The following is a 22,171-nucleotide window of genomic DNA, read 5'->3' as shown; positions in this document are numbered from 1 at the left end:
GGTTACGCTGAAAACCCGCCATCAATCATCAAGCTGGCCCCGGTGATGTAACCCGCTTCCGGGCCGGCCAGGTAGGCGACAAAGCCGGCGATTTCACCTGCCTTACCGAAGCGATCCAGCGCCATCAGGCCTTTCAGGAACTCGGCACCCTCGCCATCGGCTGGGTTCATCTCGGTGTCCACCGGGCCGGGCTGCACGTTGTTCACGGTGATGTTGCGTGGGCCCAGGTCGCGGGCCATGCCTTTGGCCAGGCCGACCAGCGCCGATTTGCTCATGGCATATACCGCGCCACCGGCCACCGGGATGCGCTCGGCGTTGGTGCTGCCGATGTTGATGATCCGTCCGCCATCGGTCATGTGTTTGGCGGCTTCCTGGCTGGCGACGAACACGCTGCGCACGTTGACCGCCAGGGTGTGATCCAGCTGTTCCAGGGTCAGTTCTTCGGTACTGGCCCAGGCCAGCACGCCGGCGTTGTTGACCAGAATATCCAGGCCGCCGAAGTGCTCGACCGCAGTGCGAATGGCCTGTTGCACGGCGGCTGCATCGGCACTGTCGGCCTTGAGGGCGAGGGCCTTGCCGCCAGCGCCAGTCACTTCGCTGGCCAGGGCATTGGCCCGCTCGGCGGAGGACACATAGGTGAAGGCCACTGCCGCGCCTTCAGCGGCCAGGCGCTTGACGATGGCTGCGCCGATACCGCGCGAACCGCCCTGGATGAAAGCGATTTTGCCTTGCAGGGTTTGAGTAGTTGTCATGGTGTATCTCCATTACAAAAAAATTGAGTCAGTCGTTCTGACTAAGGTGTGGGCACTCTATTGCCACGCGCCTGGGGCTCGGATTATCGACCGAAACCGCTCGGCGCGCGATGTTGCGATCAGGAGCGCGGCCCCATGATCTGTTTGAGTACATCCGGACTTGGCGCACCGCGCTGCTGGCGCAGCTGGCCGCTTTCGTCCGGGTAGAAAATCGCCGGCGTAGCCGCTACGCCCATCTCCGCCATCAGGCCAAGGTTGCTGTCGAGCTGCTGCTGGATCGCCGCTGGAATCTTCTTCAGCCCTTGCAGCGTGCTGGCCTTGCCGGCGGACTCATGCTCGTGCAGCGCCGCCTGTTGATCCTTGGCATTGAGCAGGGCGGCGGCCTTCTCGACGCTGTCCTGGCGCAGCATGCCGACCATCACATGGCGAATCTGCACATCACCGGCTTCGACCCAGGGCCGCGCCTGCTTCCAGAACATGTTGCAGTAGGGGCAGTTGGGGTCGGAGAACATATAGATGACGCGTGGCGCCTTGGCGCTGCCGTCGGCGATCCAGGTGCTGCGCTCCAGCTTGCCGAGCATTTCCTTGGCCAGCGGCTCGTACACCAGCTTGTCCAACGGCTGCTGCGAGAGGTCTTCACCCTGGGCATTGAGCAGGCTGCCGACTACTACGTGCTGGCCATCGGCAGTCAGGTACAGGGCGACGCCCTGGCCGTTGTAGCGCGCGGCATAGCCTTGCAAGCCGCTCGGAGCATCGAAGCGCTGGATGATTTCGGCACCGCGCGCTTCGACGGCTTTGATCGGAGCTGGCCAATCCTCGGCGTGCAATAGAGGCACGGTCAGCATTGTTAATGCTGAAATCATTACGGGGAGATTGAGCAGTTTCTTCATGGCTTATTGATCCTTCTTCAGTACTTCAAGCGCGCGAGCCAGGCTGGCGCGGGAGAGTTCGCCCAGGTGGCTGCCAACCTGGCGACCTTCGGCGTCGTAGAACAGCGTGCTGGGCAGGGCCATGGAGCCGACGTGCTGGCCCAGGCGGCCGCCGCTGTCGAGCAGTACGTTGTCCAGTCCCAGGGCTTCGGCCTCCAGATACTGATTGACCACACCCTGGCCTTCGCCCTGGTTGACGAACAGGATGGTCAGCTCCGGGTTGTCGCGTTGTGCCTCGGCCAGTACCGGCATTTCGCGGCGGCACGGCGGGCACCAGGTGGCCCAGAGGTTGACCACCAGTGGCTTGCCGACATAGTCCTCAAGTTCCACGGTGGCACCGCTACTGTCCCTGAACGAAAGCTCTGGCAAGCGCGTGCCTTGCTCCAGGCCGTGCAGGGCCAGGCTGCCCAGGCCCCAGCTCAGCACACCGACTGCCAGCGCGCTGGCCAGCGAGGTTCTGATGGCCGGCGTGCGCCAGGCCAGCCAGGCACCCAGCAGCAAGGCTGCCAGCAAACCGGGCCAGGCGATAAAACCGCCGTCACGGATATCCAGCGCCTGCCAGGGTTGCTCGCGGTAGTGCTCGAAATACACTGCAACGAAGGCCACTCGGGCGACCAGCATGGCCACCAGCAGCAAGCGAAACAGCTGTTTCTCGGGGTTTACCGCGCTACGCCGGCCGACATACCAGCCGGTAAAAGTCGCCAGCAGCAGGCTGAGCAGCAACAGCACATGGGCGGTGCTGAGGGCCAGCGGTCCGATATTGATCGTTAACATCAACCACGCTCCTGGGTAGTCGTCCATATCTGCAGAAACTGCTCGGCATCCACCGCGCCGGTGATGCGCTGCGAGCGGCGTTCCTCACCATTCGGACCGATCCACAGCAGCGTGGGGGGGCCCATTACTTCAAAGCGGCTAAGTAGCGCGCGGCTCGCCGCATTGCTCTCGGTTACGTCGGGGCGCAGTACGCGCACGCCCTGCAGGCTGGCCTGCACCTCGGGGTTACCAAACACGGTTTTCTCCATGACTTTGCATGACACACACCAGTCCGCGTAGTAGTCCACCAGCACCCACTGGCCCTCGGCCTTGGCGGCGGCCAGCTCGCGCTCCAGCGCGGCCGGCTCGTTCAGGTCGATGAAGTGCTGCGCGCTCGGTGCAGCGGCAACGGCAGTGCCAGTGAACACCTTGAGCGGCTGCATCGGGTCGCTGGCACCACCGGCGGCACCCAGCAGCATCGCCATGCCCCAGAGGCCCAGCAGTGCGCCAGCGGCCTTGCTCAGGCTGGTGTGCTGACGCACCTGACGCGCCAGTTGCAGCAGGGCAGTGGCCAGCAGAATCAGCAGCGCACCCCACAGGCCCAGCCAGATCGACTCGTCCAGCAGCGGACGGAGCACCAGCAACGCGGTCACCAGGAACAGGAAGCCAAACACCACCTTGATCCGGTCCATCCACGCGCCCGGTTTCGGCAGGAAGCGGTTGCCCAGGGTCACCAGCAGCACCAGCGGCGTACCGATACCCAGACCCAGGGCGAACAGCACCAGGCCACCGTGCAGCGCGTCGCCACTCTGCGCGATATACAGCAGGGCAGCGGCCAGCGGCGCGGTCATGCACGGCCCGACCAGCAGGCCGGAGAACAGGCCGAGCATGCTGGCGCCCACCAGGCTGCCACCTTGCTGTTTGCGCCCTGCATTCTCCAGACGGTCACGCAGCGCCGCCGGCAGCTGCAACTCGAACAGGCCGAACATCGGCAAGGCCAGCAGGACGAACAGCGCGGCGAAGCTGGCCAGCAGCCAGGGTTGCTGCAGCAGGCCTTGCAGGTTGGCGCCCATCAAGGCAGCGACCACGCCTAGCGCGGCATACACCAGCGCCATGCTCACCACATAGGCCGAGGCCAGCGCCAATCCGCGACGCGGCGAGGCACCGCTGCCCACCACAATGCCGGCGAGAATCGGCAGCATCGGCAACGAGCAGGGAGCAAAGGCCAGCAGCAGGCCCAGGCCGAAGAACACCAGCAGGCTCAGGACTATCGTCTGGCTCTGCAGGTTGCCGGCGAGTGCTTGATCCTCGGCCAGCGTGCTGCTTGGCTGGCTCGGCGTGTTGCTGCCAGGCAGGCCAATCTGCTGGGTCTGCGGCGGATAGCACAGCCCGGCATCGGCGCAGCCCTGCCAGCCGACCTGAACCTCGCCAGTGTTGCCGGCGGGCAGAATCAGCTCCAGGCGGTCACGGTAGATCTGCGAGTCGCCGAAGAACTCATCGCTATAGGGCAGCCCAGGCGGCAGCTCGGGCTTGACCCCGGCGGGCAGGCCGCTGAACTGCAGGCGGTGCTGGTAGAGGTAGTAGCCGGGGGCAATGTCCCAGCGCAGCAGGGTTTCGCCATTGGCCTGGGGTTCGACGCTGAGGTCGAATGCCTGCTCGGCGGGGAGAAAATCGGCCTGCTGGCTGTTGCCCGTCAGCAGTGGGTTGGCTGAAAAACTGGAGGCCTGCACCGGCTGCAGTAGCCAGGCCCACATCAGAGAAAACAGCAGGAACGTCCGCATGCATAACCACGTCTGTGAATGTCGAGGCGCGCAGCATCGCAGTTGGCGGTTAAGTCAGGATTAACGATGTGATAATCGGCGGTGAATGCAGCCGGCGGTTATCATTTCGCGCCAAGCGATAACGCCTGTTTAATCCTGGCAACGGATATTCCAATCTCCTCCACGGACCGGTTCCATGTACATATTGTTGACTGAAGACAATGCCCTGATCGCCAGCGGCGTCGTGGCCGGGCTCACCGCCCAGGGCTTTCGCGTAATGCACGCGACGACCGCGGCCGAGGCCGAGGCGCTGCTGCGCACGGTGGAGTTCGACGCGCTGGTGCTGGACCTCGGCCTGCCCGATGAAGACGGTCTGAGCCTGCTGCGTCGCCTGCGTCAGCGCGGTGTGGCCTTGCCCGTGTTGCTGCTGACGGCCCGTGACTCGGTCGCCGACCGTGTGTCCGGCCTGCAGGACGGTGCCGACGATTACCTGGTCAAACCCTTCGACCTGCGCGAGCTCGCCGCGCGCCTGCATGCCTTGTTGCGCCGCGCCGCCGGACGCGCCAGCCCGCAGGTCGAACATGGCCCGCTGCGTTACGACCCGGTGGCCTGCCAGGCGTTTCTGCATGAGCAGCCGGTCGACCTGTCGCGACGCGAGCAGGTGCTGCTGCAGGCGCTGTTGCACAGCCCGGGCCGCGTGCTCAGCGGCGAACAGCTCAAGGATGCGGTCTACGGCCTCGACGGCGAGGTCGAGAGCAACGCGCTCAACGTGCATATCCACCACCTGCGGCGCAAGCTGGGCAACGGCATCGTCGAGACAGTACGCGGCATGGGCTACCGCCTGGGGCCGGCCGGGCATGCAACCACCCCTGACGAGAGCAACGCCCCATGAGTTTGCGTCTGCGCCTGACCCTGATTCTCGGCTCGGCCTTTGTCCTGCTCTGGTCGCTGGCCGCCGTGTGGATGTTGTTCGACCTGCGCAACCAGCTGACCCTCTCGCTCGATCAGCGCCTGGCGGCCTCGGCGCGTATGGTTGCCGGATTACTGGCCCAGCTGCCGACTCCACAACAGGGGGAATCAGGAACGCCACTGAGCACCGAACAGTTGGGCATTCCCGAAGGCATCGCCTGCCAGATCAGCTCGGTGCGCGGCGAGATCCTCGCCAGCAGCCGCGCCGCGCCGGACAGCGCCTTGGGCATGGCGGAGACGGGGTTTCATGAGCGCACCATTGGTGATCTGACCTGGCGCACCTTCACCCTGGTCGAAGGCGATATGCGGGTGACCACGGCCGACCGACTGGACGAACGCGACACCCTCAAGCGCTCCATTCTGCTGGCTGCCGCCGCTCCGGTGCTGCTGGCATTGGTCGGCAGCCTGCTGGTGCTTTGGTTTGGCCTCAGCCGCGAGTTGTCGCCGCTACGCCGCATCCGCCAGGCGTTGGCCCAGCGCAGTGCCGATAGCATCGAGCCGCTGCATATCGACGGCCTGCCGCAAGAGCTGCAACCGCTGGTGGCCACCCAGAATCAGCTATTCCAGCGTATCGCCCAGGCCATCGAGCGCGAGCGCCGGCTCACCGACGATGCCGCCCATGAACTGCGCAGCCCGCTGACCGCCATCAAAACCCACCTGCAGGTGGCCAGCATGACCGAGGGCGAGACCGCCCGCCAGGCACTGGCCAACGCCGAAGCCGGCGCCGACCGCCTGCACCAGACCCTGGAGCAGTTGCTGCTACTGGCGCGAGTCGAGGGTCGGCTGCCGTTTGACGAGAACCTGCAATACAGCGCCGAGCAAGTGGCGCAGATGGCCATCGGCGATGCTCAACAGCAGGGTCAGCCTCCCATCGAGCTGCAGCTGCTCGATGCCAGTGCGCAGCGCCTGTTGCCGATGCCGCCAACCCTGGCGATTGCCGCCTTGCGCAACCTGCTGGACAACGCCCAGCGCCACACCCCGACCGGCACGGCAGTCAGTCTGAGCGTGCAATTGCGCGGGGATAAGGTCTGCTTCAGCGTGCGCGACGCCGGGCCTGGAGTCGCCCCGGACAAGCTCGCTCAGTTGACCGAACGCTTCTGGCGCAACTCCACCGGCGAAGGCAGCGGCCTGGGGCTGTCCATCGTCAAGGCCATCGCCGAGCGTTGTGGCTGCGAGCTTGAGTTTGTAAACACGGGCGCAGGCTTGTGCGTGAGCTTGCTGGTGGTTACCGGGGCGGATGTGAGCGCCTGATCGCGTTCGGCTGAAAAACAAAAAGCCCGCCGAATGGCGGGCTTTTTCTTCGGGCTGCGTGGCTAAGCGCGGGCGCCTGGGGTGCCGCGGGCGTGCTTCTTCTGCAGGATCAACGACGCTTCGTTATAGGCATTCTGGAAGGCATCGCCGCCGATCCACGCCACGGCCGTGTCTTCGTCTTCATCGTGGAAAATTGCCCGATAGGTGATCAGCAGGCCCATCATGAAGTCGGTGGCCGCGTCTTCCGCTTCCTCCGCGACCACCAGCTCCAGCACCGGGTATTGCAGGAACACCAGACACATCGCCAGCAGGCTGATGCCTTCAGCGGCTTTCATCGCCTCGAACAGATCGTCGAAGTCGGCCGGGTCGAAACCGTGCTCTTCGATGTCTTTGAAGTCGAAGGTGCTCAGATCGATTGCCACATCATCGAACGGCTCGTTGATCAGCGGATTGGCCAGCAGCGGATGGACGACATTGACCTTGGCCTTGCCCGAACGGTTCTGCTTGGCCTTGGCTTTGGCCCGCTGGGCACGTTTTTGCTGTTTATCCGGTGAGGCCATGGCGGCGAATTCCTTGAACGAGGCAGCCATTTTCATGGCCCAGGGTATTCGGGGGCAAATTGTATTCAGTCTGGGCTGGGGTCGTTGGCCATCCAGCAGAGTGAGCATCCGCCCTGCGGCTTGCCATTCCGTCAGTTCGCATATGGAGATTCGGCTCATCGCTCACCTCTTTAGTTTTGCAGCAGGTGCACCACCAGTCCGGCCAGGGCGCAGGCCGCCAGCACCTGGATCACGCCACGCTTGAAGCGGAACAAGGCCACCGCTGCCGCCACGGCAATCAGCGCCGAAGGCCAGTCGAAAGTCCCCGCGAAGCCCTGCGGCCAGAGCACGTGGTAGCCGAAGAACAACGCCAGGTTGAGGATCACCCCGACCACGGCGGCGGTGATGGCCGTCAGCGGCGCGGTGAACTTCAGTTCGTTGTGGGTCGACTCCACCAGCGGGCCGCCCGCGAGAATGAACAGGAAGGACGGCAGGAAGGTGAACCAGGTGACCAGGCTGGCGGCCACGGCTCCAGCCAGGAAGGCTTGGTCGGCACCGAACACCTGCTGCACATAGGCACCGACGAAACCGACGAAGGCCACCACCATGATCAGCGGCCCCGGGGTGGTTTCACCCAGGGCCAGGCCGTCGATCATCTGCGTCGGGGTCAGCCAGCCGTAATGGCCGACCGCGCCCTGGTAGACATAGGGCAGCACCGCATAGGCGCCGCCGAAGGTCAGCAACGCGGCCTTGGTGAAGAACCAGCCCATCTGCGTCAGCGTGCCTTCCCAGCCGAACAGGGCGGTCAACAAGCCCATGGGCAATGCCCACAGCGCCACGCCTAGCGCCGCCAGCAAGACCAGGCGTGGCCAGCGGAAGCGCGCGTGCTCCGGTGTCGGGGTGTCGTCATCGATCAGCGCTGGGCCGTAAGACTGCTTGCTAGTGCCATGCCCGCCACCGATGCTGAACTTCTCTGGGGCGAAACGCCCGCCGAAATAACCGATCACCGCAGCGCCCAGCACGATCAGCGGGAACGGCAGGTTAAGGGCAAAGATCGCCACGAACGAGGCCGCAGCTATCGCCCACAGCCAGTTGTTCTTCAGCGCACGGGAGCCGATGCGGTGAGCAGCCTGCACCACGATGGCGGTTACGGCGGGCTTGATTCCGTAGAACAGCCCAGCCACCACCGGCACATCGCCGAAGGCGATATAGACCCATGACAGCGCGATCAGGATAAACAGCGAGGGCAGCACGAACAGCACCCCGGCAATCACGCCGCCCCAGCTGCGGTGCATCAGCCAGCCGATATAGGTGGCCAGCTGTTGGGCCTCCGGGCCGGGCAGCAGCATGCAGTAGTTCAGGGCATGCAGAAAACGCCGTTCAGAGATCCAGCGCCGGCGCTCCACCAGCTCCTGGTGCATGATCGAGATCTGCCCGGCGGGGCCACCGAAGCTGATGAAACCGAGTTTTAGCCAGAACAAAAAAGCCTGGAGCAAGCTGACAGGCTCGGTACGCGGCAGATCCTGTTCTACAGGCGGCAGTGTGGTCTCATTCATCAGGGCTCTCGTCTTTTACAAATGCCGCCAGTAGCCCATCGAAGATGGCGCAGGCAGCGGTCAGCAGGTGGTCATCGTTGCCGATGGTTTCGCGCAGGCCGGCCAGTACACGCTCGATGCCGGCCGCCTCGGTGGGTTGAGCGCCACCGACATCCAGGTAATGCACCAGCGCCGCGATGCGGCTTAGACCTGGCTCAACCAGCGCAAAGCTGGCTTGCAGGGTTTCGAAGGTGACGCGACTGCCGACGTGACTGAAGGTTGCCCCGTCGAAATCGAAACCCAGCGCCTCGGCAGGGCAATCGCGGGGCGAGTCCAGCCAGAGAATGCTGGCCGTCGGATCTATGCAGCGGCGGATCAGCCAGGCGCTGGCCAGGCGGTCAACCCAGGGCCGCTTGCGCGTAGCCCAGAGGCGGCCTTGGTAGTCGCGACGATCAAGCTGTTCGATAGGCTGATCGTGACTGCTCGGCTCATCCTGCGACAGCGCCCGACTGATGGCTGTTTCCAGGGTTTTGAGGGCCATGTCGGTCTGTTGCCGCGCTGCCGCAGGGAAGAAGTCGATGGCCGCCACCTGAGCAAATGCCTTGCGCAGCTTGCGTACCTGCTTGGTGCTGGCGAGGGCGTTATCCGAAGTCAGCTGGGCCTGATACGCCTCGATCTCGACGCGCAGCTTGGTGTAGTCCTCGCTACGGTCGAACAGCTCGATAAAGCGCTCGCCATGGGGATCATCGATGGGCAACAGAAAGGCTGTGCCATTGCTACCCAGGATGTCGCGCTCAACAGCTTCCAACGCTTCGCGGCAGGCGCAATTGTCGGGCAGCAAATAGACACCATCGCGCAGCACGGCAGCGCCACTGCTCTTGAGGGCACGCCAGGCGCGCATACGCTCTGTGGCGTTAGCGGTCGGTAGGGCGATGATCAGGGACAGCCAATTGTTCATGTAGAGGGAGATACTGATTAGGTAATAATCTCTACATTAGCATCGGTGCGGTGATTGTGAAGCCCCGCGGGCGCAGCCATTTATCGGAGCAGAGCCGGCGGTGTCGGGCTGACTCTTGGTGCGTCAGGACTTGAAATACTTCCCCACTACGAAACTCGAATCTCCCTGAAACCAACAAGCCCGCAAACGCGGGCTTGTTGGTTCTCCTCGGAGCCTTCTACTTCAACTCCCAGCGCCCATCCACCCGCTGCGCCAGGCCGCGTTCGCCGAGGGATTCCAGGTAGCGCTGCATGCCTTTTTCGCCGCGTTTCTTGAACACGCGGATGCTCCGTGGCAGCAGGTTGGGGAAGAGCATGGCCAGGCTGGAGATCCACGATTCGCTGGCCTTGGGCGTGCGCTCCAGGCAGGGCTTGTCGAGCATCAGCAGGACCTGGTCGGCGACGTCTTCCGGCTGTTGCGGCGGGTCCATGAACTGCAGGGCGTTGCCGCCGTCGATGGCTTCTTTCTGTAGCATCGGCGTTTCGGTGGCGGCCGGCAGGATCGAGCCGACCTTGATGCCCTTGGCTTCCAGGTCCAGGCCGATCGACAGCATGGCGCCGCGCAGGCCGAACTTGCTGGCGCTGTAGATGGGTGACTCGGGCATCGGGAAGATGCCGCCGATGGATACCGTGGAGATCACCCGTGCATCGGCCGAGCGTTGCAGCAGGGGGATGGCCAGGCGGGTCAGCACCAGCGGCGAGATCAGGTTGATGTTGAGCTCGCCGACGATGCTTTCCACCGAGCGCGTGTCGAAGGGTTCGACGGTGGTGATGGCGGCGTTGTTGATGAGGATGTCGATGCGGCCGAATTTTTCCTCCACCGTTTCCATCAGGCGCTGCAGGGCGCCGTGGTCGGTGAGGTCGGCGGCGAAAGGGGTGGCCTGTTCGCCGAGGCGCGCGGCTACTTGGGCCAGGCGTTCGGCGTGGATGTCGACCAGCACCAGGCGCATGCCGCGCTGGATCAGCTTGGCGCAGATGGCCTGGCCGATGCCGCCGGCCGCGCCGGTAATCACTACCACTTCATTCATGGGACTGCTCCGGTTCATATCCTGTTAACGACCGCCAGGCATGTTGCCCATGGCGCGCTACCAGTAGCCCGGACTTCAGTCCGGGGTGGGCGGATTCCGGACTGAAGTCCGGGCTACTCAGAGTGCGTGCTGCGCCTGCTGCAGGGGCGCCGCCGGGAAGCCGGGGTGCTTGCGCAGGGTGGCGTAGTAGCCGTCGTCCAGTTCGCCCCAGCCCAGGGTCTGGCGCAGTTTGCGCAGGTGCGTCTTGAGCGCGTGGACTTCCAGGTACACCTCGTGGCGCTGGGATTTGACGAAGCTGATGCCGCCGGACAGGTCGGGGTTGTCGTTGGCGATCAGCTGCTCGAACTGGCGCGCCTGCTCGGGGCGCAGCAGTTGGTCGCGCAGGTAGCAGGCGACGGCGTGGGCCTCGTTGTCGAACAGTTTGTAGGCGCTGGAGTTGGTTTCCAGGTAGCCGATGCCGAACAGGTTGTGGTGCTGACGGCTGAAGATCGACAGGTACATCTGCGGGCGGCCGCCCTTCCATTCGAAGTAGTCGGCGGCGTATTTGCAGCTCCACTTGTAGCCGGTGGCGTAGAGCACCAGGTCAAGCGCCTCGCGGCTGCCGTCCTTGAACACCGCATGGTCGCCTTCGAAGTGGCTGATGTCCGGTTTCACCTGGATGTCGCCGTGCTGCAGGTAGTGCAGCAGCTGGGTGTTCATCAGCGGGTGGCTCTCGAACAGCTTGTGGTCCGGCTTGGGCAGGCCGAAGCGGGTCAGGTCGCCGTTGATCAGGCGCAGGATCAGGCTGAACACCGGGCGCACCAGCCAGATCGGCAGGTGCGGACCTTTCTCGCTGACCTCATCGGCGGGCAGGCCGAACAGGTGCTTGGGAATGAAGTGGTAGCCACGGCGCAGGCTGATAAAGGCCTTGCTGGCGTGGGTAGCGGCGTCGCAGGCAATGTCGGCGCCGGAGTTGCCGGCACCGATGATCAGCACGCGCTTGCCGTTGAATTCGTCGGCCTTCTTGAAGGTCACCGAGTGGCGGATCTCGCCGTTGAACTGGCCTTTGACCTCCGGCATGTTCGGGTCCCAGTTGCAGCCGGTGGCGCAGACCACGGCGCGGTAGCAGCGCTGCTCGCCGCTGCTGAGGGTGACCTGCCAGCGCCCGTCTTCGCGCTTGGCCACATGCTCGACGGCGGTGTTGAAGCGGATCTTGTCGTAGAGGTCGAAGGCACGGGCGAAGGCGCGGGCGTATTCGAGGATCTGCTGGTTGCTCGGGTAGTCGGGGAAGTGCTTGGGCATCGGGAAGTCGAGGAAGCCCGAGAGGTCACGCGAGGAGATGAAGTGCGCGGACTCGTACATCGGCGTGCCGGGGTTGGTTATGTCCCACACGCCGCCGACATCGCTGTGCCGTTCGAACTGCTCGTAGTCCAGGCCCTGGCGCTTGAGCGCACGGGCCATGCACAGGCCGCCGGGGCCGCCGCCGATGATGCATACGGCGTCGCCGCAATCCTGAATGTTGTTGTTCGCTGTGCTCACGGGAGTCTCCGCTCTGGGTAGTGGCGATGAGTCCACGTTAGCCAAGCGTCGATGAGGCCAGCAGGGGCGAGATGGCCGCGAAAGGGGGCAGAAACGGACAAGTGGGTAGGGCGGGTGAAACCCGCGTTGCGCTCCCCGCGGGTTGCACCCGCCCTACGTTGGTAGGGGGATCAGGCCGGGTGGATCTGTCGGCGGGCTTCGCGCGGGGCCACGCCGGTCCAGCGTTTGAAGGCGCGGCGGAAGTTGCGTACGTCGCTGAAGCCGGTTTCGCTGGCCACGTCGATCAGCCGGCTGTCGCGGTGGCTGAGCAGGGCCAGGGCCTTGGCCCGGCGTAGCGAGTCGATGATGCCGTGGTAGGACAGCCCGGCTTCATCGATGCGCCGGCGCAGGGTGCGTTCGCCGAGGTTGAGCTGCTGCGCCAGTTCGGCCAGTTGTGGCGGGCGGCAGAGGTTCTTGCGTACTTCGCGCTGGATGGTCTCGATCAGGTCGGAACTGCCGTGTTGCTCCCAGCGGGCGCTGTCGAGCAGCGTGGCGATCTCGGCGGCGACGTAGTCGTCGCGGGTCGGCAGCGGCAGTTGCAGCCAGCGCGCGTCGAAGGCGATCAGGCTGTGCCCGGCGCCGAACTTGACCGGGCAGCGGAAGATCTCCGCATAGCGTTTCCAGTGTGGCGGGCGCGGGTATTCCAGTTCGATCCTGTCGATGGTCAGGTCCTGGCCAGACAGATGGCGGACGATGGCCTGGGCGCTGGAGAAGGCTTCTTCGAGGTAGAACACCGCCACTTCCGGGTCGAAGAAGCGCGTGCTGGCGGACACCAGGCAGCGCCCGCCGCGCAGCTCCATCTCGTAGTCGAGCAGGGCGCCGGTGTGGCGCTGGTAGCGGATGGCCAGGTCGAGTGCCTCGCCCAGGGTCGGGCTGGCGAGCATGGCCATGCCCACCAGACCCCAGGACACGGCCGTCTGCCGATGCCCCACGGTCAGGCCCAGGCCGCTGTCGTCAAGGGTTTGCAGGGCGCGCCGCACCAGCAGGTAGCTCTGCCGGTAGGACAGGCGATAGTCGGGCTTCTTCAGGTCGTCCGGCTCGAAGCCCAGGCCACGGCAGAGCTGGGCCGGGTCGCGGCCGATGGCGGCGACGTGCTGCAGGAGGAAGCGCGAGATATGTGGCGGCGCGGAGGCCTCGGAATAGCGCGGGTCGGCGATGGGTTTCATGGGCACGCTCCGGCAGGAGGTCGTTATCTGGCGTCGAGCGCCTGGTTCTTGTTGTTATGACGGCCCACCGGGGTGGGCCGTTTTTTATAGTTAGCACGAGCGTGCTGCGCGGCGCCATAGCTCCCCGCTGCCACGCGTGGGAGAGGGGGCGTCATCACGTAGGGTGGATCACGCTTCACCGATCCACCGAGCGGGACATTGGTGGATGAAAAAGAGCGTCATCCACCCTACGAGCACCCTCTCCCCAGCCCTCTCCCGTAAACGGGAGAGGGGGCTTCCGCAGTGGCTCCATGCAATCGAGTAGGGCGGGTGAAACCCGCGTTAGCCGGCGTAGCCTGCACGCGGGTTTCACCTGCTCTACTCAATAGGCCCCCAGCTCGGCGGATGCCTGTCCGGCGGCGTGCTGGGTGGCGGCGTTGGCCTGGTCCTTGATCAGGCGCCGGCCGGCGATCAGGCGCACCCACCACGGTACTTTTTTCACCCGGCCACCACCGAGGCGCGCCAGCACGTAGGCCATGGCGCATTTCTCGAACAGTTCGGCATTGAACAGCATGCGGTTGCGCGTGACGCCGACGGCCAGCAGGCGACCGTCGACCAGCCCGGCGTTGCCGCCAGCGGCGAGCACGGCGGGCAGTTGCCCGGCAACGGCTGGTGCCCAGGAGCGGCCGATATGCCGCGCCTGCTCGTCGAACACCGACGGCATGGCTTCGCTCAGCGCGCCCAGTTGCAGGCTCCAGCACGGGCTCAGGGTGGCCGCCGCGCCGGCATCGCCACGCAGCCGGTAGACCTGCGCGTGCAGGGCGGCCAGGCCGGTGGCGGCCTGGTTCAGTTCGACTTCGCGCGGCGCCTCGCCCGCCAGCAGCAGGAGCATGCGCCCGGTGCCCGGCAGCAGCAGCGACAGGCTGTCGCCTGCATCATTGAGAAAGCCCTTGGCGCTCATCCGCGCGCCGGCCTGCAGCAGTTCGTCGTGCATGGCTCAGACCAGCCCGAACACATCGTCGAAGCGATTGAGCGCCTCGTCGATGATCGCGTCGGTGTCGGCGGCGCTGGTGTACATGCGGCTGCCGGCCAGGGTCACCAGGCCGTGGGCCATGTAGGCGGCGCCCATCTCTTCCATCATGTGCTTGCGCGGGTTGACCTCGCGCAGCAGCTGGATCGGGTTGCGCACGTTGAGCAGCAGCACACCGGAGGTTTGCAGGTGCACCACCGAGCCCTGGTTGTAGACCACGTAGGGCAGGCCGCGGCGTTCGATGATCTGCGCCAGGCCGGCGGTGAGGCGGTCACCGGCACGACCGGCGAGGAAGGGCGCGTTGCGCTTCTCCATCTCAATCAGGCTGTAGTAGCCGGCTACGCAGGACAGTGGGTTGGCCGTCAGGGTGCCGCCGACGAAGGCGCGCTTGGTCTGCTTGCCGCCGATGCCGCCGGCCAGCAGCATCATCACCTCGCGCCGCCCGCCGATGCCGCCGGCCATCGGGTAGCCGCCGGTCAGGCACTTGCCGAAGATGGTCAGGTCCGGTTTCACATTGAAGTAACCCTGGGCGCCGGACAGGCCGACGCGGAAGCCGCTGACCACCTCGTCGAAGATCAGCAGCGCGCCGAACTCGTCGCTCAGCTTGCGCAGGTTGGCGTTGAAGTCTTTGCGCGCCGGGCGGGTGCCGCTTTCCGGGCCGAGCGGCTCGACGATGATCGCTGCGGTGCCGCCGCGCAGGCGGTTGATTTGCAGGCGCCGGCGAATCGCCGCAAGGTCGTTGGGAAAGCTCTCCTGTGTGTGCGACGTGGCACCGCGCGGGATGCCCACGGCTTCACGCCGCCCGGTTCCGGGAATGCGCATGCCGTACACCAGCTGGTCGCTCCAGCCGTGGTAGGCGCCGCCGATCTTGATCACCCATTTCTTGCCGGTGTAGGCGCGGGCCAGGCGGATGGCGCCCATCACCGACTCGGTGCCGGAGGCGAGCATGCGGAACATTTCCACCGACGGCACATGGCGGCACACCAGTTCGGCCAGCTTGAATTCGTACTCGTGCAGCAGGCCGGTGACCGGGCCGCAGTCGCGCAGGGTCTCGATGACCTTTGCCTGCACCACCGCATCGTTGCTGCCGAGCAGGGTCGGGCCGCCGGCCTGGAGGAAGTCGATGTAGCGGTTGCCGTCGACGTCTTCCAGGTGCGCGCCCTGGGCACTCTTCATCGCCAGGGCGAACGGGTAGTTGAACGCCAGGTTGTGCTGCACGCCGCCGGGGATCACCGTTGCGGCCTGTTCGGCGAGGCGCTTGGAGGCCTGGCACTGGTTGTCGAAGTAGCCGAGCACCTTGTCCATGTTTTCCCGGCGGATCGGCCGGATCGGCTGCTTGATCAGCGCCTTGAGGCGTGTGTCGATGGCGTCGGTGTCCGGCCAGTGGGAGATGCCGGAGGTTTGCGGGTCAGGCTGAGTGGAGGCGTTCATCGCGGGTTCTCTTCTAATAATTCGGGGCTAGGAATTCAGCGCAGCCAGGGCCTGCTGGAACTGGCGGTTATCGGGCTGGGCGGCGAGGGCGCGCTGGAACCAGCGCACGGCTTCCTGCTCAAGCAGGCGCACCACGCGGCAGGCGTCGTCGAGGCTGGCGCCGAGGCACACCGCGCCGTGGTTGCGCATCAGGTAGGCATTCAGGTCGAAGCGCACGCGCTTGCCGACATTGCTGGCCAGCCAACTGGTGCCGGAGGGGGCGTAGGCGCACATCGGCACATCGCCGCCGATCAGCCGACGCGCTTCGTCATCGGTGATCGGCAATGGCCGGTCGAGCAGGGTGAAGGCGCTGGCCACCGGCTGGTGGGTGTGCACGCTGGCCCGGCAATCCGGGCGAGCCTTGAACATACAGGCGTGCAGGCCACTTTCCACCGAGGGCTTGCCGTGGCCGGCGAGTTGCTTGAGGTCGCTCAGGCGCAGCACGCAGATATCGTCCGGGGCCATGGCGTAGTAGTCGCTGGCCGAAGGGGTGACGGCAAAGTGCTCGGCGTCGATGCGCAGCGCCAGGTTGCCGCCGACCCCGGCCAGGTAACCCTGGTCGGCCAGCGCCACGGCGGTGCGCACCACCTGTTCGCAGGCCTGTTGTGTGAGGTTCATGGCTTGGCTCCGTGCAGGCTGGCGTAGAACGGCGCCAGCGCCTTGTGCGCGGCGCGGAAGGTGGCGTAGCTGTCGGTGTAGCGCTGGCGGTTGCCGGCGCTCGGTTCGAAGCTGCGGCGCAGTGCGACCCGCTGCGGAATATCGGCAAATTGCATGGCGCCGATGCCGACCCCGGCGAGGAAGGCCGCGCCGCGGGCGTTGGCCTGGATTGGCTGTTCTGGCTGGTGCACGGTGATGCCCAGCACGTCGGCGAAGATCTGGCTCCACACATCGGACTGGCCACCGCCACCGACCAGGGTGATTTCCCGTGCCGCCTGGCCGAGGAAGCCTTCGACCGCGTCCATCATCCAGCGCGTGTTCAGCGCCACGCCTTCGAGGAAGGCCCGCACCATGTCTTCGCGGGCGTGCTCCAGGCTCAGATTGAGCAGGCCGGCGCGCAGGTTGCCGTCGTCCACCGGGCTGCGTTCGCCCATCAGCCAGGGCAGGTAGATCAGGCCACGGGCGCCGGCTGGCACGCCGGCGGCGATTTCGTCGAGGATGCGGTACACATCCGGGCGCGCTTCGTCCTGCAGCAGGGCGTCCTTGGCGTAGAGGATGCGGTCGCGCAGGAAGCTCAGGTTGGCCCCGGCGGCCGACTGCATGACCATCATCAGGTAGCGGTTGGGCAGGGCGCAGGGCACGGCGGCGATCTGCTTGAATAGGTTGGTTTTCTTCTGCGCCACATGGGCGCCAATCCACGACGAGGTGCCGACGTACAGGTGCAGGGCGTTATCCGCCACCGCGCCGGAACCGAGGGCCGAGGCGCTGTTGTCCACCGCGCCGGCAACCACCGGCACGCCGCTGGGCAGGCCGAGTTTTTCGGCCACCACCGGGCGCAGCGGGCCGAGTACGTCGCTGCAGCGCACCAGTTCCGGCAACTGTTCGCGTTGCAGACCGGCCAGGCGCAGCAGGCCATCGTCGTAGCGGATATTGGCCGGGTCGCGGTTGTCGGTGCCCCAGGTGGTCAGGGCCGAGTCGACCGTGGCGACGGTGCGCCCGGTCAGGCGCAGGTTCATGAAGTCGAGGACGTTGAGGAACTTGGCGGTGCGCGCGTACAGCTCGGGCATTGCTTCGCGGATAAAGGCGATATGGCCGAACGGGTCCTTGCCGGACAGCGCCGGGGCGCCGCCGGTCAGGCGCAACCAGCGCCACAGTTTCAGCGGGTCGTAGCCGGCCACGCGCGGCAGGCGCCCACCGACCTGGCGCTGCACGGCGGCCTGGCCGCGCATGTCCATGTACAGCATGGCGCGGGCCAGCGGGTTGCCGTCGCGGTCCACCGGCAGGGTGGCTTCGCCCTGGCAGGAGCAGGCGATGGCGACCACCTCTGCCGCGCTGCCGGGATTGTCGTGCAGCACTTCGCCAGCGCTGTCGAGAAAGGCCTGCCACCAGTCTTCCGGGCACTGCTCGACGCCGGCACCGGGCAGCACATGGCTGCTCACCGGGCGGAAGGCGAAGGCCAGCACCCGGCCATCGAGGCCGACCAGCGCGGTCTTGCAGCCGGAGCTGCCAAGGTCTACCGCCAGTACCAGGCGCTCGTCTTGGCTCACAGTTCTCGCCTCAAATTCATCAGCCTCTTCCCATTTTGTGAGAGTCACGCTAAAACATAAGCATTGCTCATGTTTTCGAGAATGCTGTGGCCAACAAAACTTTGTCAAGCACCCCGCCGGTAACGCGGGTCCGTCGCGAACCCAAGCAGGAGCGTAGCCAGGCGCGCTTCGAGGCGATCCTTGCGGTGGCCCTGGAACTGATCGCCGCGCGCGGCTACGAGGCGGTGTCGATGCGCGAAATCGCCCGCGAGGTAGGCCTGCCGATCGCCTCGCTGTACCTGTATTTCCCGACCAAGCTGGCCATCGTCCAGGAGGTCTGGCAGCGCTACACCGGCAGCGTCGGCGAGCGCCTGCAGGCCGATCTGGCGCTGCTCGACGGGGCGCCGGGGGCGCTGATCGAACGGCTGATCGACCTTATGGTGGATATCCAGGTCAGCCATCCCGGCTTCGTCGAGGTCTGGGGCTGCGTCGCCGCGTCACCGGAACTGCGTGCGCTGAACAGTGCCGACACCCTGGCCACCGCCGAGCTGGTCGGCAGCGCCATCTGCGCCGCCCAGCCGACGGCCGATGCCGAGCTGGTGCATGGCCTGGCGCTGCTGCTGTGCGAGGCCGGCAGCTCGGTGACCAAGCTGGCCCTGGAGCTGCCCGAACCGCAGCGCTCGCGCACCCTGGTGCAGCTAAAAAAGACCCTGCAATTCGTCTACGCCAGCAGCTTGCAGGCTTTTGCCCGGCAGGTGTAGCCGCGCCGCGCGGTGGGCCGTGCGGCAAACATGAAGAAGATGTTGAGGGGCCCTTTCGGCATCGTTTTTTGTCCGAATCTGCCCCATGGAGGTTCTCGCAACTCGGCTAATTTCGTCACATCACCACTAGGGGGCAGCAGCATGCATAACAAAAGCAAAATAGCGCTGGCAGTCGGGATAGGGATCTGGGGGATGCAGGCCCAGGCCTTCGAGATCGATACCGGGCCGAATGTCACCACCTCGCTGGAAAGCGTGGCCGAGTACACCTCGGTGTACCGCACCACCGGTCCCGAGCGCATCTACAGCAACGGGCAGAACATCTTTGCCAACAACAACGATGGCAGCGAGTACTACGACCGTGGCTTTGTCTCCAACGAGTTCAAGCTGACTTCGGAGCTGCACGTGCGCACCGAGCAGGACGGCCTGTTCGTCCGCGGTACGGCCTGGTACGACACCCAGATCATGGACAACGACCCCAGTAGCGATGGCTTCGAAACCCACAACACCGACAGTGACGAGCGTTACCCCTCCGATCTGGAGAACCGTGCCGGCCACCGTTCGCGCCTGCTCGACGCCTACCTCTACACCAACCGCTATATCGGCGAGATGCCGGCCAGCCTGCGACTCGGGCGCCAGGTGATCAACTGGGGCGAGGGCATCTACTACGCCGACGGGATCAACGTGATCAACCCGGTGGACATCGGCCGAGTGGTGTTGCCCAACGCCAGCCTCAAGGACGCTCTGCTGCCGACCAACATGATCTCCGGCCAGCTTGGCCTGACCGACGCACTCAGCGTCGAGGCCTTCTACGGCCTGGAGTGGAAAGGCCACGAACTGATCCCCACCGGTGCCTTCCTCAACAACCAGGACTACTTCGGCAAGGGCAGCAACGGCGTGCTGGTCGATCTGCGCAATGACCTGGGCGACCTGGCCGAGCTGGTGCCGGGGCTGAATGGCGAGAGCGGCATAGTCGCTGGCGCCCGTTATGGTGAGGAGCACGACGCCCGCGACGACGGCCAGTTCGGCGTGGCCCTGCGCTACCTGGTCGAGGAGTGGAACAACACCGAGTTCAGCCTGTATTACCTCAACTACCACAGCAAGGTGCCGTTCCTGAGCATCCAGAAGGGCCAGTCGTTTGCTTGTAGCAACGGAACGGCTGGGCAGTTCAGCGGCTTGTGCGGCTTTGGCCTCGACTCGACTGTCGATGGCCTGGCCCTGCTCGACAGCACCTACTACGACTTCATCTATCCCGAGGACATCCGCCTGTTCGGCCTCAGCGTGTCCGGCACCATCGGCGACACCAGCGTGGCCGGCGAGCTGGCTTACCGGCCCAACGCGCCGCTGGAGCCCTCGATGATCTATGAGCTGGAGCAACTGGCCGGTGATGCCCTGGGCGCGGGTGGGGCGAGCGGCGGCAGCATCGACCTGGGCGAGTTCGGTGACGGCTCGGCCAACGACTCGCGCAGCAATATCGATCTGTACAAGCGCCACGAGCTGTATACCGGCTCGGTTTCGACCATCCACACCTTCGGCCCGGTACTCGGCCTGGATGACCTGATCATGCTCGGCGAGGTGGCGTTCAACCATGTGCCGGGCAGCCTGCTCGATACGGTCAACTACGAATACCTGGACTCCTTCGCCTGGGGTTACACGCTGAACGTCTCCGGGCTGATCCAGGACGTGCGGCCCAACCTCGATCTGCTGCCGGGCCTGACCTTCCGCCAGGACGTCTCCGGCACTTCGCCGTCACTCAACGAGAACTTCATCCAGGGACGCAAGTCGGCGACCCTCGAACTGGGCGGCAAGTACGGCCAGAAGCTAGGCGGCAAGCTCGCCTACACCTCGTTCTGGGGCGCGCGCAAAGACAACGCGTTGATTGACCGCGACCACGTCGCCCTCAACGTCACCTACTCCTTCTGACGGCAGGAACCACAATGACTAGAAATGCTTTGCGTGCCCGTTCCGTCCTGCTTTCGCTGGGTCTGCTGCTGCCATTGGCCGCCCAGGCCAAGGTCAGCGCCGAGCAGGCGGCGCAGCTGGATGGCCCCCTCACGCCCTTTGGCGCCGAGCGCCAGGGCGACGCGGCCAAGGGTATCCCCGAGTGGACCGGCGGCCTGACCCAGGCCCCGGCCGGCTACGCCGGGCCGGGCAGTTTCCATGTTGATCCATTTGCCGGCGAACAGCCGCTGCGGGTGATCGATGCGCAGAACATGGCGGCCGAGGAGGGCAACCTCAGCCCCGGGGTCAAGGCGCTGCTGAAGACCTATGCGCAGACGTTCAAGGTGCCGGTCTATCCCAGCCACCGCAGTTTCGCCGCGCCGCCGGATATCTACGCCAACACCCGCAAGAACGCCGAACAGGCGAGCCTCGGCGACGGCGGCAATGGCCTGTTGAATGCCTATGCCGGCGTGCCTTTCCCGATCCCGGCGGATGGCCGCGAGGCGATCTGGAACCACATCGCCCGCTGGCAGGGTCGCTATATCGACGAGGTGGCGGTCACCGCCCAGGTCACTCCCAGCGGCAGCTACTCGATTTTGCGCGAGCGCATCCAGCTGCTGTCCAGCTACTACAGCCCGAGCAAGGATGCCGGCAGCCTGGACAACAAGCTCTATACCTACGCCAGTGAGCTGTTGCCGCCCTCGCGCGATGCCGGCCGTGCGCTGCTGGTGCATGAGCCCATCGACCAGGTCGCCGAGGCGCGTTCGGCGTGGATCTACAACCCCGGCCAGCGCCGCGTACGGCGCGCGCCGACCCTGGCCTACGACACGCCGATCGACGGCATCTACGCCGACGACACCGACATGTACAACGGAGCCACCGACCGCTACGACTGGAAGCTGCTGGGCAAGCAGGCGCTGCTGGTGCCTTACCACAACTACGCCATGGAGCAGCCGGGGCGTAAGTTGGAAGAATTGATCCAGCCGGGCCACCTCAACCCCGAGCTGACCCGCTGGGAAATGCACCGCGTGTGGGTGGTCGAAGCGACCCTGCGCCCAGGCCAGCGCCATGTGCACGCCAAACGCCGCTTCTACCTGGATGAGGACAGCTGGTACGCCCTGATGGTGGAGAACCATGACGCCCGCGGCGAGCTGTGGCACGTCAACCTGGCGTTCAGCAAGAACGCCTACGAGGTGCCGACCATCGCCCCGGTCAACCTGGTGTTCCACGACCTGATCGCACGCAGCTACTCGGCCCTCGGTCTGCGCAACAACGAGAAGGCGCCGCGCCAGTTCCTCCTGGCGGCGCCGCCGGAAAGCTACTTCACCCCGGCCAGCCTGCGCCGCAAAGGTACGCAGTAGCCTTGCTCCCCTCTCCCACAAGTGGGAGAGGGGCTGGGGGAGAGGGCTTGGCCAACACCCCTCTCCCCAGCCCTCTCCCGTGAACGGGAGAGGGTACTTGATGCATTTCCAACTTGGTGGTTCAAGCTTGCGGCCCTGCCGCAGGGCGGAGCTTTGTCCGCCGCAAGCCGAGCCGACTGAGAAACCCACCGGCTGAGTTCAAGCCACCCGTTTG

At 65.4% G+C, this 22,171-nt stretch carries 19 protein-coding genes; 5 read left to right on the top strand and 14 right to left on the bottom strand.

The window, feature by feature from the left end; all coding sequences use genetic code 11:
- Nucleotides 1–2: 2 nt before the first annotated feature.
- The 4 genes from LRS11_RS02265 to dsbD form a co-directional block, all read right to left on the bottom strand.
- Nucleotides 3–752 (bottom strand): 3-oxoacyl-ACP reductase family protein, encoded by a 750-nt coding sequence (locus LRS11_RS02265; RefSeq protein ID WP_260495357.1) that lies wholly within the window; start codon nucleotides 750–752, stop codon nucleotides 3–5.
- A gap of 119 nt (nucleotides 753–871) precedes the next feature.
- Nucleotides 872–1,642, bottom strand: a complete 771-nt coding sequence (dsbG, locus tag LRS11_RS02260) for a thiol:disulfide interchange protein DsbG (RefSeq protein ID WP_260495356.1) — start codon at nucleotides 1,640–1,642, stop codon at nucleotides 872–874.
- A 3-nt stretch (nucleotides 1,643–1,645) separates the two neighbouring features.
- On the bottom strand, nucleotides 1,646–2,455 hold the full coding sequence (locus LRS11_RS02255) for a TlpA disulfide reductase family protein (protein ID WP_260495355.1): 810 nt from the start codon (nucleotides 2,453–2,455) through the stop codon (nucleotides 1,646–1,648).
- A complete protein-coding gene (gene dsbD / locus LRS11_RS02250; protein ID WP_260495354.1) occupies nucleotides 2,455–4,215 on the bottom strand; it encodes a protein-disulfide reductase DsbD in 1,761 nt (586 codons plus the stop codon). Before dsbD ends, LRS11_RS02255 begins: the two co-directional genes overlap by 1 nt.
- A gap of 175 nt (nucleotides 4,216–4,390) precedes the next feature.
- Between dsbD and LRS11_RS02245 the strand changes: the two genes are divergently transcribed.
- Nucleotides 4,391–5,086, top strand: coding sequence for a response regulator transcription factor (locus tag LRS11_RS02245; RefSeq protein WP_260495353.1), 696 nt, complete (start codon nucleotides 4,391–4,393; stop codon nucleotides 5,084–5,086).
- Nucleotides 5,083–6,414 carry a sensor histidine kinase gene (locus LRS11_RS02240; RefSeq protein WP_260495352.1) on the top strand — a complete coding sequence of 444 codons (1,332 nt, stop codon included), beginning with the start codon at nucleotides 5,083–5,085 and terminating at the stop codon, nucleotides 6,412–6,414. The genes LRS11_RS02245 and LRS11_RS02240 overlap by 4 nt, the downstream gene beginning before the upstream one ends.
- Before the next feature lie 62 nt (nucleotides 6,415–6,476).
- Here LRS11_RS02240 and LRS11_RS02235 read toward each other — a convergent pair whose 3' ends face one another.
- The 10 genes from LRS11_RS02235 to LRS11_RS02190 all read right to left on the bottom strand — a co-directional run bounded on the left by LRS11_RS02235 (nucleotide 6,477) and on the right by LRS11_RS02190 (nucleotide 17,918).
- Nucleotides 6,477–6,974 (bottom strand): hypothetical protein, encoded by a 498-nt coding sequence (locus LRS11_RS02235; protein WP_260496847.1) that lies wholly within the window; start codon nucleotides 6,972–6,974, stop codon nucleotides 6,477–6,479.
- 170 nt (nucleotides 6,975–7,144) lie between these two features.
- Entirely contained in the window at nucleotides 7,145–8,509 is a 1,365-nt protein-coding gene (chrA, locus tag LRS11_RS02230; protein WP_260495351.1) for a chromate efflux transporter, read from the bottom strand.
- Complete coding sequence (locus LRS11_RS02225) at nucleotides 8,502–9,446, bottom strand: chromate resistance protein (RefSeq protein ID WP_260495350.1); 945 nt, start codon at nucleotides 9,444–9,446, stop codon at nucleotides 8,502–8,504. The genes chrA and LRS11_RS02225 overlap by 8 nt, the downstream gene beginning before the upstream one ends.
- A gap of 217 nt (nucleotides 9,447–9,663) precedes the next feature.
- Complete coding sequence (locus tag LRS11_RS02220) at nucleotides 9,664–10,512, bottom strand: SDR family NAD(P)-dependent oxidoreductase (RefSeq protein ID WP_260495349.1); 849 nt, start codon at nucleotides 10,510–10,512, stop codon at nucleotides 9,664–9,666.
- Nucleotides 10,513–10,629: 117 nt separating this feature from the next.
- Nucleotides 10,630–12,030: an NAD(P)/FAD-dependent oxidoreductase gene (locus LRS11_RS02215; RefSeq protein ID WP_260495348.1), complete on the bottom strand. Its 1,401-nt coding sequence runs from the start codon at nucleotides 12,028–12,030 to the stop codon at nucleotides 10,630–10,632.
- A gap of 170 nt (nucleotides 12,031–12,200) precedes the next feature.
- Nucleotides 12,201–13,235 carry an AraC family transcriptional regulator gene (locus tag LRS11_RS02210; protein WP_260495347.1) on the bottom strand — a complete coding sequence of 345 codons (1,035 nt, stop codon included), beginning with the start codon at nucleotides 13,233–13,235 and terminating at the stop codon, nucleotides 12,201–12,203.
- A gap of 361 nt (nucleotides 13,236–13,596) precedes the next feature.
- Complete coding sequence (locus LRS11_RS02205; RefSeq protein ID WP_260495346.1) at nucleotides 13,597–14,208, bottom strand: hypothetical protein; 612 nt, start codon at nucleotides 14,206–14,208, stop codon at nucleotides 13,597–13,599.
- A gap of 3 nt (nucleotides 14,209–14,211) precedes the next feature.
- Nucleotides 14,212–15,675: an aspartate aminotransferase family protein gene (locus tag LRS11_RS02200; protein WP_260495345.1), complete on the bottom strand. Its 1,464-nt coding sequence runs from the start codon at nucleotides 15,673–15,675 to the stop codon at nucleotides 14,212–14,214.
- 27 nt (nucleotides 15,676–15,702) lie between these two features.
- A complete protein-coding gene (locus LRS11_RS02195) occupies nucleotides 15,703–16,332 on the bottom strand; it encodes a class II aldolase/adducin family protein (protein ID WP_260495344.1) in 630 nt (209 codons plus the stop codon).
- Complete coding sequence (locus tag LRS11_RS02190) at nucleotides 16,329–17,918, bottom strand: FGGY-family carbohydrate kinase (RefSeq protein WP_260495343.1); 1,590 nt, start codon at nucleotides 17,916–17,918, stop codon at nucleotides 16,329–16,331. The genes LRS11_RS02195 and LRS11_RS02190 overlap by 4 nt, the downstream gene beginning before the upstream one ends.
- Nucleotides 17,919–18,004: 86 nt before the next feature.
- On the opposite strand from LRS11_RS02190, the gene LRS11_RS02185 reads away from it, so the two are divergent.
- The 3 genes from LRS11_RS02185 (at nucleotide 18,005) to LRS11_RS02175 (ending at nucleotide 21,957) form a co-directional block, all read left to right on the top strand.
- Nucleotides 18,005–18,658 carry a TetR/AcrR family transcriptional regulator gene (locus LRS11_RS02185; protein WP_260495342.1) on the top strand — a complete coding sequence of 218 codons (654 nt, stop codon included), beginning with the start codon at nucleotides 18,005–18,007 and terminating at the stop codon, nucleotides 18,656–18,658.
- 141 nt (nucleotides 18,659–18,799) lie between these two features.
- Nucleotides 18,800–20,578: a DUF1302 domain-containing protein gene (locus LRS11_RS02180; RefSeq protein ID WP_260495341.1), complete on the top strand. Its 1,779-nt coding sequence runs from the start codon at nucleotides 18,800–18,802 to the stop codon at nucleotides 20,576–20,578.
- A 14-nt stretch (nucleotides 20,579–20,592) separates the two neighbouring features.
- Nucleotides 20,593–21,957 carry a DUF1329 domain-containing protein gene (locus LRS11_RS02175; RefSeq protein WP_260495340.1) on the top strand — a complete coding sequence of 455 codons (1,365 nt, stop codon included), beginning with the start codon at nucleotides 20,593–20,595 and terminating at the stop codon, nucleotides 21,955–21,957.
- Nucleotides 21,958–22,171 lie beyond the last annotated feature (214 nt).

Source organism: Pseudomonas sp. J452 (assembly GCF_024666525.1).
Classification (GTDB): Bacteria; Pseudomonadota; Gammaproteobacteria; order Pseudomonadales; family Pseudomonadaceae; genus Aquipseudomonas.
This window is presented reverse-complemented; position numbering and strand designations above follow the sequence as displayed.